Below are 12,335 nucleotides of genomic sequence, written 5' to 3'. Positions count from 1 at the left end.
CGTGCCCAGCATCGATCTCACCGGCAAGGTCGCCGTCGTCACCGGCAGCGGCCGGGGCCTCGGCCTCGCCTACGCGCACGCCCTGGCCGCCCACGGCGCGTCCGTGGTCGTCAACGACGTCGACGAGGCAGTGGCCGAGGCGGCCGTGAAGTCCATCGCCGAGGCCGGCGGTACCGCCGTCGCCGAGGTGGTCCCGGTCGGCACGAGCGAGGCCGCCGACCGGCTGGTGGGCCGTGCGGTCGAGGAGTTCGGGCGGCTGGACATCCTGGTCACCAATGCCGGCATCCTGCGCGACAAGGTGCTGTGGAAGATGTCCGACGAAGACTTCGACGCGGTGATCACCACCCACCTCAAGGGCACCTTCACCTGCGCCCGCGCCGCCGCCGTCCGGATGCGCGAGCAGGGCGAGGGCGGCACCCTGATCCTGGTCGGCTCGCCGGCCGGCCAGCGCGGCAACTTCGGGCAGACGAACTACTCCGCCGCCAAGGCCGGCATCGCCGCCTTCGCCCGCACCTGGTCGATGGAGCTGGGCCGCGCCAACATCACCGTCAACGCGATCGTGCCGGTCGCCGCGACCGCGATGACCGAGACCATCCCCGCCTTCGCCCCGTACATCGAGGCCATGAAGAACGGCGAGCCGCTCCCGGACTTCCTGCGCAAGGGCGAGGGCTTCGGCACCCCCGAGGACTGTGCGGCCCTCGTCCCGTTCCTCGCCTCCGAGGCCGCCCGCTCCATCACCGGCCAGGCCATCGGCATCGGCGGCGACAAGGTGGCACTCTGGTCGCATCCGCAGGAGATCAAGGCGGCGTACGCCGACGGCGGCTGGACCCCCGACACCCTGGCCGAGGCCTTCCCCACCTCGGTCGGCGCGGAACTGCAGAGCGTCGGCGTCCCCGCCCCGAAGTTCCCGGAGGCCTGACACCATGACGACCCTCAACGTCGAGGAACTCGTCGCGATCGACGTCCACACCCACGCGGAGGTCTCCTCCAAGGGCCACTCCTCCCTGGACGACGACCTGCACGACGCGTCCTCCGCCTACTTCAAGGTCGAGGGCAAGCGGAAGCCGACCCTCGAGGAGACGGCCGCCTACTACCGGGAGCGGAAGATGGCCGCCGTGATCTTCACGGTCGACGCCGAGTCCGCGACCGGCACCGCGCCCGTCCCGAACGAGGAGGTCGCCGAGGCCGCGGCCGCCAACCCGGACGTCCTCGTCCCCTTCGCCTCCATCGACCCCTTCCGCGGCAAGGCGGGCGTCAAGCAGGCCCGCCGCCTGGTCGAGGAGTACGGGGTGAAGGGCTTCAAGTTCCACCCCAGCATCCAGGGCTTCTTCCCCAACGACCGCTCGGTGGCGTACGACCTCTACGAGGTGATCGAGGAGACCGGCACCATCGCCCTCTTCCACACCGGCCAGACGGGCATCGGCGCCGGAGTCCCGGGAGGCGGCGGCATCCGCCTCAAGTACTCCAACCCCCTCCACGTGGACGACGTGGCCGCCGACTTCCCCCACCTCAAGATCATCCTGGCGCACCCGTCCTTCCCCTGGCAGGACGAGGCCCTCGCCGTCGCCACCCACAAGCCGGGCGTGCACATCGACCTGTCCGGCTGGTCGCCGAAGTACTTCCCGCCGCAGCTCGTGCAGTACGCGAACACGCTGCTCAAGGACAAGGTCCTCTTCGGTTCCGACTACCCCGTCCTCACCCCGGACCGCTGGCTCGCCGACTTCGCCAAGCTGCCGATCAAGGACGAGGTGAAGCCGAAGATCCTCAAGGAGAACGCCGCCCGTCTGCTCGGGCTGACCAAACCGTAAGGGGCCGGACATGCGCAACGAGGGACTGGGGTCGTGGCCCGCACGCCGGGCCCGCAAGACCCCGCACCGCACCGCACTGGTCCACGGCGGCACGACGCTCACCTACGGCGAGCTGCACACCCGCACCACCCGCCTCGCGCACGCCCTGCGCGCCCGGGGCGTCAGGCGCGGCGACCGGATCGCCTACCTCGGACCCAACCACCCGTCCTTCCTGGAGACGCTGTTCGCGGCGGGCATGCTCGGCGCGATCTTCGTACCGCAGAACACCCGCCTCGCCGGCCCCGAGATCGCCTACCAGCTCGCCGACTCCGGCGCGAAGGTCCTCGTCTACGGCCCCTCGCACGCGGGGCTGGTGGCCGGACTGCCGGGCAGCACGGACGTACGCGTGTATCTCGAAGTGGGCCCGGAATACGAGGAGTTGCTGTCCGGATCCCCCGACGATCCCATCGACGAGCCCGTCGCCGCGGACGACACGTGCCTGATCCTCTACACCTCGGGTACGACCGGCCGCCCCAAGGGCGCGATGCTCTCGCACGCCAACGTCACCTGGAACAGCGTCAACTTCCTCATCGACAAGGACCTCCTCGCCGACGAGCGGGCCCTGGTCTCCGCCCCGCTGTTCCACATCGCCGGGCTGACGGTGCTCACCCTGCCCGTGCTGCTCAAGGGCGGCACGTGCGTCCTGGTCGAGGCCTTCGACCCGGGCGCCACCCTCGACCTCGTCGAACGGCACCGGATCACCTACATGTTCGGCGTACCGGCGATGTTCGAGCAGGTCGCCCGCCAGCCACGCTGGCCGGACGCCGACCTGTCGTCCCTGCGCATGCTCAGCTGCGGCGGCGCCCCCGTGCCGACCCCGCTGATCGAGACGTACCAGGCACGCGGACTGACCTTCCTCCAGGGCTACGGCATGACCGAGGCGCTCGGCGTGCTCTTCCTGGACGGGGAGAACTCCGTCGCCAAGGCCGGCTCGGCGGGCGTCCCGATGTATTTCACGGACGTACGCGTCGTGCGCCCCGACCTCACCCAGGTCGAGCCCGGAGAGACCGGCGAGGTCGTCTCGCGCGGCCCGGCCGTGATGTCCGGCTACTGGGGGCTGCCGGAGGAGACGGCGGCGGCCTTCGCCGACGGCTGGTTCCGCACCGGGGACGCCGCCCGCGTCGACGAGGACGGCTACGTGTACATCGTCGACCGCATCAAGGACATGATCATCTCCGGGGGCGAGAACATCTACCCCGCCGAGATCGAGGACCGGCTCCTCGCCCACCCCGACATCGTCGAGTGCGCCGTCATCGGCGTGCCGGACGAGAAGTGGGGCGAGGTGCCGCGCGCGGTGGTCGTGCCTCGCGAGGGGGCCACGCTCGACCCCGACGAGATCCTCGCGTCCCTCTCCGGGCAGCTCGCCAAGTACAAGATCCCGAAGTCGGTGGTCCTCGCGGACGAACTCCCGCGCACCGCCTCCGGAAAACTCCTCAAGTCCCGAGTGCGCAAGCGCTACGGCACCAATTCCTGAACTCCGTTTGAACTTAAGGAAGTTACATGAGCGTCACCGTCAACGGCATCGACGAACTGAAGAAGCTCGCGGGCAGCGACCTGGGCACCAGCGACTGGATCGAGGTCACCCAGGAGCGCATCGACACCTTCGCCGACGCCACCGGCGACCACCAGTGGATCCACGTGGACCCCGAGCGCGCGAAGGACGGCCCCTTCGGCGCCCCCATCGCCCACGGCTACCTCACCCTCTCCCTCTTCATCCCCCTCTTCACCGAACTCCTGGACGTCCAGGGCGTCACCACGAAGGTCAACTACGGCCTGAACAAGGTCCGTTTCCCCTCCCCGGTGAAGGTCGGCTCCCGCATCCGCCTGGTCGGAAAGCTCGCGGAGGTCGAGGAGGTGCCGGGCGGCGTGCAGATCACCGTCGACGGCACGATCGAGATCGAGGGCGGCACAAAGCCGGCGGCGGTGCTGCAGAGCCTGTCGCGGTTCTACGCCTGACCGGTTCTACGCCTGATCGGGGCGTACCGGCACCAGGTCGAGAAGGCGCTCCGAGGCCTCCCGGGCGAGCGGCGTGAGCCGGTCGTGCACCGCCCGGAACGTCTTCTCGGCCCGTTCCGCCGGCCAGTCGTCCGGCAGGTGCTTGACCGGGAGGCGCGGGTCGCGGCGGATGACCTGCAGCCACTCGGCCTGCAGCCGAAGCCGCAGCGCGAGGGCTTCGTCGGCATCCGGCAACCGGCTCTCCCACGCCTCCCAGCGGCGCACGAACTCCTCGTAGCTCGTGGCCAGTTCGGACAGCTCCCAGGTCTCCTCGATCATCGCGCCGATGTCCATGCCGGCGTCGGCGTGCGCACGGAAGACCTTCACGTGGGCGGCGAGCCCGAGCTCGGACACCAGCTCCGCCACGTCGACCTCGCCCGGCGCGATCCACAGACCGCTGAACAGCGGTCCGAAACCGCTCCAGGTCAGCTTTGAACGCAGATCGTGACGCTGACGCTGCCAGGACTCGGGCAGCGAGAAGCCGAGCAGGGTCCAGGTGCCGTCCCAGTTCCGGTTGACCGCGCCCGTCTGCCAGATACGGTGCTCGCCGTCCCGCAGCACCGCCGCCGAGTGCTCGGTCAGCCCGAAGTACATCTTGCGGCCCTCGCGCTGGCGGCGCAGCAGACCCCGCTTGACCATCCGGGTCAGCGTCGAGCGGGTCGCCTGCTCGCCGACCCCGGCGCGCTCGAACACGTCGATCACGCTGCCCGAGTACACACAGACATCCCGCCCCAGCACCTGGTCACCCAGGAACGTGAGCAGGAGGGACTGCGGCCGCAGCGACTCTTCACCGGTCATGCGGCCACGGTACGACGCGATGGATCACTTCGTGACCTGGCGGTACGGTCGGCCGCGCCCTGAAGGGGCGCGGGGCTGCATCGATATGCGGCTCCGCCGCGTGGGCGCGACCAGCCACGACGACGCGGCAGACGATCGACGGCCATTGCGGCACAGCCGGCGCAGCGCTCACGCACCTGCCACGTCAACGAACACGGGGTTCGAATAGAACCACGTGTCCGCCCACGGGTCACCGTTTCCGGGCTCGTGCGGAATCGGCCCGTTCGGGTCGATCGAGGCGCCGAGATAGCCCGTGCCGTGGCGGTTGCCGTCGCTGCCGCGCAGGCGGACGTAGAAGGACTCGTCCCCGGCGGTCAGCGGGATGCGCAGGGTGTACGTCCCCTGGCGACCGGACACGTCCTTCGTCTGTACGACCTTGGTGTCCGGCGCCTTCCAGGTGTCGAGGTCGGTCACCGGGCCGCGCACCGCGCCCCGGATGACGTCCACGTGCGCCAACTCCGGCAGGATTCCCTGCGGGTTGGCCCGGGAGGCGGTCGTGACGGTGACGTACAGCGTGATCTTCTCGCCCTTGCGGACCCGCAGCCGCCCGCCGAGGGTGACGCCCCGGCCGGTGTCGCAGTCCCGCTTCAGCCGGACGTCGAGGCCGTCGAGCAGGTGCCCGTGGTCGAGCCAGACGCGGCCCGCGCGCAGCCCCGCCATCACCGCGCGGTAGCCGTAGCGGGTCACGCCGACGTGGGTGCGGCTGAACTCGCCGGGCCAGAAGTCGCTGCCGGGCTGCGGGGTATCGGTGTTCACCGGGTCGGGCAGCTTGCCGGTGTTGTCGAAGTTCTGCCCGGCCGGCCAGTCGCCGTTCTTCCAGGTGTCGAAGACGGTGCGGTGGTTGTCGGAGTTGGTGGTGATCGAGAACAGCCGGCCCTCGGCCAGCATCGAGTCCCACAGGCCGCCGACGGTCGCGGTCGCCCAGTCGAAGCCGCCGTAGGTGAGGTAGGCATCCGCCGGGTAGCCCGACCAGGACTGCGCCGACGGCTTGTTCTCGTACTCGCCGCGGATCGACGTCGCACCGCGCCAGCCGGGGATGGCCGCGCCCTGGGCGCCGGGTGCGCCCTCCATGCCGATCATGATCTCGGGGGCCGCGTCCCGCCAGTTGCGCATCTCGTGCGGGGAGTCGATGCCGAGGCGCAGGGGGTGGTTGGCGAGGACGAGGACGTCGTCGACGTAGCCCGAATCGCGCTGCTCGGCCAGCCACTTGATGGCCTTTACGGCGTGAGCCTCGTTGCGGGCGGTGTCGGCGCCGGTCGCGGAGCCGTCGGTGTAGCCGAGGAGCTTGCCGTCGTAGGCGAGCTCGAACTGGGTGAGCAGGTCGACCTCGTGGGGGCCGGGTGCGGCGAAGACGGTGCAGTGCTCGGCGGCCGGGATGTACCACTCCAGGCCTTGGAAGATCAGCTGGCGCGGGTTTGCGGCCCGGGCCTTGAGGATCTCCTGGTGTTCCAGCGCGGCACCGTAGCGGGCGTGCCCGAAGTTGGAGTGCTCGTTGAACACCATCCAGTCCAGGCCGTACTTGGCGGCCGCCTGCGCCTGCTGGGAGAACGTGTACTTGGCGTCGTGGCTGTAGACGGAGTGGACGTGGTGGTCGCCGACGAGGTACGCGAGGCGCGGGTCGTCGCCGCCGAAGCCGGGCCGCGAGGAGGCGGCGAAGGCAGGGGTGGCCACCGACCCGAGGGTGAAAGCGGCGCCGAACAGGCCTGCGCGGCGCAGGAGCCCGCGTCGGGAGACGCCCTGGGCGTCGAGATGGGCGGGGGAGACGGACGGGTCGGCCCAGGCGGGCAGCTGTTGCTCGGTCATCGTGAATCCCTGTGCAGGTCGTGGGCCGGTCAGTGGTTCATGAAGGAGGTGACGGGCAGCGCCCGCGAGACGATCCGGACATCGCCGAGGCGGCCGTGCAGGATCTGGTCGATCTTGCCCGCGTACTCGTAGCCGCCGAGCAGCCATGGCAGTCCGACGGAGCTGATGCCGACGGCGGCGGCCTTCGGGTTGCGCACGACCGGGCAGCCCTCGACGTACAGGGTCGTGTGCTTGCCGTCGTTGACGACCGCGAGGTGCCACCAGGTCTCCAGCGGGGTCTCCTGGCCCCAGTTGGTGGCGATGCCCTGCTGGTTGAGCGGGCGCATCGCCCACTGCGGCTCGCGGTCGTTGGACAGCGACAGCGTGGCCAGCGGCTCGTCGGGGTCGTCCGCGGTCTTGCCGGCGGCGCCGCCCGTGCCGGTGCGGCTGACGATGCCGGACCAGGCGTGGTGGTCCGGGTCCCAGTCGGCGGGCAGGCGGTAGAACGCCTCGATGGTGTAACCGTCCTTGAACGTCGCCGAGTTGAGCGGGGCGCCGTCGACCGTCTTCAGGTACGCGCCCTTCAGCGGCGACTTGTAGCCCTGGAACTCCAGGCTGCCGTGGCCGGGCTGGTCGGGGTGGTGGTCGGACGACCAGTTCAGGGCGCCGCCGCCCACCGTGACCAGGGTGAGGTCGTTGCCGCGCCCGGACAGGTCACGGACGGTGCCGCTGACGGCCGTGGCGTCGGCGTGGCCGTCGAAGCGCCAGTAGGCGACCGTGCCGGGGATGACGACCTTGGAGGCGGGGCGGGCCGGACGTGCCGGGACGGGGGCGAATCCGGCGAAACGCTTCTCGAAATCGATCTCCACCGAGAAACGGTCCGCATCACCGCTCAGCTCGATCTCCTGCCGCTCGAGCTCGTTGAGGCCCTTGCCCGCCCGGCCGAGGATCCACGGGGAGACGGTCTCCACGTCGATGACGCCCCGGTCCAGGTCGAAGCGGTACAGGCGGATCATCGCCGCGCCGCCGAAGTAGCGGTTCTGGTAGTTCGTGAGGTGCAGGTGCACCTCGTTGCCGGCCGCGTTCTTGCGGGTCGCGCGGCCCGCGGGCCAGTAGTGGCCGTTCAGGGTCAGGAAGATCTGGTCGTGGTCCTCGATCAGCTGGTCCCACAGCTGCTGACCGTACGTCGACAACTGGTCGTCCTCGACGACGAGTTCATGCGTGGTGAGAATGACCGGCGTCTTCGGATGCCGGGCGAGCACGTCTTTCGCCCAGGCGTACCCCTTGGCCGACAGCCGCCAGTCCAGCGCGAGCACCAGCCACTCGCGGCCGGCCGCCCGGAACAGGTGGTAGGTGTTGTAGCCGTCGTCGGACGCGCCGCCGAACGTCTTGCTGCCCTTGAGGCGTTGCGGCCCGAACGTGTCCAGGTACGGCGTCGAGCCGCGCTGGTCGTCCGTCGACGACTTCACGTCGTGGTTGCCGGCCAGGACGCTGTAGCCGACGCCCCGCCTGTCCAGCAGCTTGAACGCCTTGCCGATCGCGGCGAATTCGGCCTCGGCGCCGTTCTGGGTGAGGTCGCCGAGGTGGGACAGGAAGACGATGTTCTCCTCCTTGCCGTGCTCCAGCAGGTAGCGCAGCGACGCCTCCACCGGCGCCTTGTCGATGCTGGGTCCGTCGAAGAGGTACTGGGTGTCGGGCATCACGGCGAGCGTGAAGCGACGGCTGTCGGTGTCCGGCCGCCGGCTGCTTGCGCTCGCCTCAGCCGCCTCGGCGACGGCCGGCAGCGTGACACCGGCGGTGGCGGCGGCACCGAGCAGCGCGGTGGCGCGCAGGAAACTGCGTCTTCCGGCGCCGGCCTGTGCGGCCTCGCCCTGGTTGTGGTCATGCGAAGTGCACACGTGGGCTCCGTGAGATGTGACATGTCACATGTGACATACGACAGGAAGGGGGGAGATCAGGGAGGTCTTACAGAACGCGCAGGGTCCAGCTCCAGCGGTGGACACCCGGGGGAATCAGGTACGAGGCGAAGGTGTCGGGGCCGCACGACGCCGTGCCGAGTCCCCGGTGCGCCGCGTCGAGGTGCACGACACAACCGGAGCGCGGCACCAGCTCGTCGTGGTGCGAGGCGGCGGTCAGGTCCTCGGCGCGATGGCGGGTGACGGAGACCTGGCGCGGTTCGTCCAGCACGACCGCGAGGCCGGTCGCGTCCGGCGCGGACAGGGTGAAGTGCCGTACACCGTGCCGGCCGCCGCTCTCCTGCGGACGCAGATAGGGGGTGAACAACTCGTCGACGGGCAGGGAGTGGTGGCCGACGGGCGCGCCGACGCTCCGGTCGGGATACGACTCCCAGGGCCCCTGCCCGAACCACTCCAGCAGGTCCAGGCCCTCCGCCGTCTCGAAGACCGAGCCGACCCGCGCCACATCGTGGAACTCGTCCGGCAGTTCGGCCTCCTCGTCGATCCGGATGCCGCCCTCGACCGGCGTGAAGACCTGCCGGTGCCGCACGACGCCGACCGTGCCGGCGTACTCGGCGTCCACGGTCACCCGGCCGCCGTCCTGCCGCACCGACACGACCTTGCGGACGAGCGAGTCGAGCCCCCAGGTCCGCCAGCCCAGCGCGATACCGCCGAGCTCGTCGTTGTCGGTGGGCGCCCGCCACAGGGAGAGCGTGGGGGCGGCCGTCAGCAGCGGATGGACCAGGAGGCCCTCGCCGTCGACCTCGACGGTGCCGTCCACGGGGACGTCCCAGGACACCGAGGGCCCGCGCAGCCGCACCTGCGGCGCGCACACATCGGTGCCGCGCGGCGCCCACGGCTGGTCCTGCGCGGTCGTCACCCGCAGCGTCAGCCAGGCCTCGCCGCCGTCGCGCGGGATGTCGAAGGGCAGCGGTACGGCGGCCGTCTCGCCGGGCCGCAGGGCGGGCAGTTCGGCGGGCGCGGTCAGCGTGCGGCCGTCGGCGAGGGACAGTTCCCACTCGCCGGTCAGCCAGTCCAGGCCCCGGAAGTGCTGGTGGTTGCCGAGCACGATGCCCTCGTGCTTGAAACACTCGATGCGCACCGGCGCCGCGATCTCCCGGTGCTCGTACATCGCGGGCTTCGGGGTGCGGTCGGGGAAGACGACTCCGTCGGCGATGAACGCGCCGTCATGGATCGTCTCGCCGAAGTCGCCGCCGTACGCCCAGCGGTGGCCGGGCGCGGCGACACCGTTGTCATACAGCCCGGCGCCCGCGCGCCCGACCGGTCTGCCATCGCTCACGCGTTGCAGAATTCCGTGGTCCCAGAACTCCCAGATGAACCCGCCCTGAAGACCTGGCGTGGACTCGATGGCGGCCCAATGGTCGGCCAGCGTGCCGTTGCTGTTGCCCATCGCGTGCGAGTACTCGCACTGGATCAGGGGCCTGGTCTGCCGGCCCGACAGGGCGTGGGCCACGCACTCCTCGAGCGGCGCGTACATCGGGCAGGCGATGTCGGAGGCGTCGTCCGTCGCCGCCCAGTCCAGCTTGGCGGCCCCCTCGTACTGGATCGGCCGCGTCGGATCGTGCCGCCGCAGCCACCCGGCGGCCGCGTCGTGGTTGGCGCCGTAGTCCGACTCGTTGCCCAGCGACCAGATGATGATCGACGGGTGGTTCTTGTCCCGCAGCACCATCCGCGAGACCCGGTTCACGAAGGCGCCCAGATAGCGCGGGTCGTCGGCGATCTCGTGGGCGTGGTCGTGGGACTCGATGTCCGCCTCGTCGACGACGTAGAAGCCGAGCTCGTCGGCGAGGTCGTACAGCGTCGGGTCGTTCGGGTAGTGGGAGGTGCGGATCGCGTTGAAACCGAACCGCTTGAGCAGGGCCAGGTCCGCGCGCAGGTCGTCGTACGACAGCGTGCGGCCGGTCAGCGGGTGGAAGTCGTGCCGGTTGACGCCCCGGATGAAGACGCGCTCGCCGTTGACGAGCAGGTCCCGGCCGACGATCTCGACGTCGCGGAATCCGATGCGGTGCTGCGAGGTGTCGGCGACGGTGCCGTCGGGGCGGTGCAGGCGGACGGTGAGGCCGTACAGCTCGGGAGTCTCGGCGTTCCAGGTGCGCACCTCGGGGATGGTGGTGTGGAGGCGGGCCTCGCCGAGGAAGTCGGAGACGCGGTCGTCCTCGGCGTTGGCCCGGTCGAACTCCCGGTCCTGGGTGAGGAGTTGACCCTCCAGCTCGCCGCTGACGTGCCACCCGTCGGGCAGCGCACCGTGCGTGTCCCGCACCCGGCAGTCGATGCGCAGCTCGCCGTCGTACGACGCCCGCACGGTCACGTCGGCCAGGTGCAGTGGATCGGTGGCGTACAACAGCACGGACCGCGTGATCCCGCCGTGCCACCACTGGTCCTGGTCCTCGATGTGCGAGGCGTCCGACCACTTCACGACGGTCAGCCGTACGACCGAGCGCCCGCCGGCCCGCACCACGTCCGTGAGGTCGAACTCGGCGGCCAGATGGGAGTCCTTGGAGACCCCGACGGGCCGTCCGTCCACATGCACCAGCAGGACGCTCTCGGCCGCGCCGACCTGGAGCACGATCCGGCGTCCGGCCCAGTCGGCGGGGACGTCCACCTCGCGCTCGTAGACGCCCGTCGGATTGGCGGCGGGCGAGGCGGGCGGGAACTCGGGGAACGGCATACGGACGTTGGTGTACTGCGGCAGGTCGTCGGCACCGGCGGGCTGCATGGTCCAGACGCCGGGGACGTACGACGACGACCACGTACCGCCGACCGGCGCGTCCGGAGCAGGCAGCAACTGGAAACGCCAGTCGCCGTCCAGGGAGAGGGCTCCGGGGCGCCGGTCGACGGCGTTCATGGGGAGGCGCCCGAAGGAGGTCACCTCGGGGGCCTCCCAGGGGCGGAGGGCGATCAGGGGGTCGGCGGGGAGTGCGTCGGTCATGGCCATTCCGAAGTCGGTGTGGTGGGCCGGGGCAGGGCGCGGCCCTGCAGGCCCCAGGCGGGGTCGACGGGGATGCCGAGCCGGTCCAGGACGGTGGGGGCGATGTCGATGAGGCGGGGTGTGTCGAGCAGGGTGCCGCCGGTCCTGCCGGGCTCGGCGAGGATGACGAAGACTTCCCGTTCGGCGTGTGTGTCGCCGCCGTGGCCGCCGGTGTCGAGGTGACCGTGGTCCGTGGTGACCAGGACGGTCCAGCGCTCGTCGGCGCGTGCGGGATCCGAACGGCGGGCGTCGATCGCCTCCAGCAGCCGCCCGAGGTGGGCGTCCTGGGCGAGGAGGGCACGGTCGTAGGCGGGGGAGAGGGGGCCTGTGGCGTGGCCGGCCTCGTCGGTGGCGCCGAAGTACACGAACACGACGTGCGGGTCGTGCTTGGTGAGCCAGCTTGCGGCGGTGCGGGCGACCCGGCGGTCCGCGGTCCGGTAGCCGCGGAATTCGCCGTTGTAGCGCGCCCGTCGGCCGATGGCGGCGCCCAGGACGCCGCGGCGCACCAGTTGCGGCCAGGACACCGCGGCCGCGGTGCGCAGACCGGGCCGGGCGGTGACGGCGCGGGTCAGGAAGTCCGGGTAGCGGGCGTAGTCGGCGCCGATGAAGTCGTTGCCGGTCACTCCGTGGCGGTCGGGCCAGACCCCGGTCAGGATGCTCGACCAGCCGGGTCCGGAGTCGGTGTAGGCCATGCTGGCCGAGGGCCCGTTCCCGGCCTGGCCGTCGGTCTCGCCGTAGGGGAGCAGGCTGGTGCCGTGGGCGCCCGTGGCCATCAGGCCGTGCAGCACGGGCGCGTGGGAAGGTGAGCGGGTCAGCCGGTCGAAGCGCAGCCCGTCCATGCCCACCACGAGCACCCTGTGGCGGCCGGCGCCGCCACGCTCACCCGCTGCCTGCCGGTCCTCGCCGTCGATGTCCGTCACCGCGTCCCCC

9 protein-coding genes are annotated in these 12,335 nt (G+C 70.9%); 4 read left to right on the top strand and 5 right to left on the bottom strand.

Translation table 11 applies throughout. The features are described from left to right. Position 1 precedes the first annotated feature (1 nt). The 4 genes from ACFY10_RS13620 to ACFY10_RS13605 are packed head-to-tail and all read left to right on the top strand — an operon-like array spanning position 2 to position 3,803. Positions 2-919, top strand: a complete 918-nt coding sequence (locus ACFY10_RS13620; protein WP_390665251.1) for an SDR family NAD(P)-dependent oxidoreductase — start codon at positions 2-4, stop codon at positions 917-919. Positions 920-923: 4 nt separating this feature from the next. Beyond that, complete coding sequence (locus ACFY10_RS13615) at positions 924-1,808, top strand: amidohydrolase family protein (RefSeq protein ID WP_390665250.1); 885 nt, start codon at positions 924-926, stop codon at positions 1,806-1,808. 10 nt (positions 1,809-1,818) lie between these two features. Then, positions 1,819-3,321, top strand: coding sequence for a long-chain fatty acid--CoA ligase (locus tag ACFY10_RS13610; protein ID WP_390665249.1), 1,503 nt, complete (start codon positions 1,819-1,821; stop codon positions 3,319-3,321). Between the two features lie 26 nt (positions 3,322-3,347). Then, the gene (locus tag ACFY10_RS13605; protein WP_390665248.1) at positions 3,348-3,803 is read left to right on the top strand and encodes a MaoC family dehydratase; all 456 of its coding nucleotides are present in this window, start codon (positions 3,348-3,350) and stop codon (positions 3,801-3,803) included. Positions 3,804-3,809: 6 nt separating this feature from the next. Here ACFY10_RS13605 and ACFY10_RS13600 read toward each other — a convergent pair whose 3' ends face one another. From ACFY10_RS13600 to ACFY10_RS13580, 5 genes are all read right to left on the bottom strand, one after another. Further along, complete coding sequence (locus ACFY10_RS13600) at positions 3,810-4,640, bottom strand: PaaX family transcriptional regulator C-terminal domain-containing protein (RefSeq protein ID WP_390665247.1); 831 nt, start codon at positions 4,638-4,640, stop codon at positions 3,810-3,812. Between the two features lie 168 nt (positions 4,641-4,808). Beyond that, complete coding sequence (locus ACFY10_RS13595; protein ID WP_390665246.1) at positions 4,809-6,482, bottom strand: PHP domain-containing protein; 1,674 nt, start codon at positions 6,480-6,482, stop codon at positions 4,809-4,811. Between the two features lie 29 nt (positions 6,483-6,511). Beyond that, entirely contained in the window at positions 6,512-8,359 is a 1,848-nt protein-coding gene (locus tag ACFY10_RS13590) for a LamG-like jellyroll fold domain-containing protein (RefSeq protein WP_390665245.1), read from the bottom strand. A gap of 67 nt (positions 8,360-8,426) precedes the next feature. Continuing rightward, positions 8,427-11,366: a glycoside hydrolase family 2 TIM barrel-domain containing protein gene (locus ACFY10_RS13585; RefSeq protein WP_390665244.1), complete on the bottom strand. Its 2,940-nt coding sequence runs from the start codon at positions 11,364-11,366 to the stop codon at positions 8,427-8,429. Then, positions 11,363-12,316, bottom strand: coding sequence for an alkaline phosphatase family protein (locus ACFY10_RS13580; protein WP_390665567.1), 954 nt, complete (start codon positions 12,314-12,316; stop codon positions 11,363-11,365). The genes ACFY10_RS13585 and ACFY10_RS13580 overlap by 4 nt, the downstream gene beginning before the upstream one ends. Positions 12,317-12,335: the final 19 nt, after the last annotated feature.

Source organism: Streptomyces sp. NPDC001401, assembly GCF_042895385.1.
Taxonomy (GTDB): Bacteria; Actinomycetota; Actinomycetes; order Streptomycetales; family Streptomycetaceae; genus Streptomyces.
Note: the sequence above shows the minus strand (reverse complement) of the source record. Positions and strands in the feature narration are given on the sequence as shown.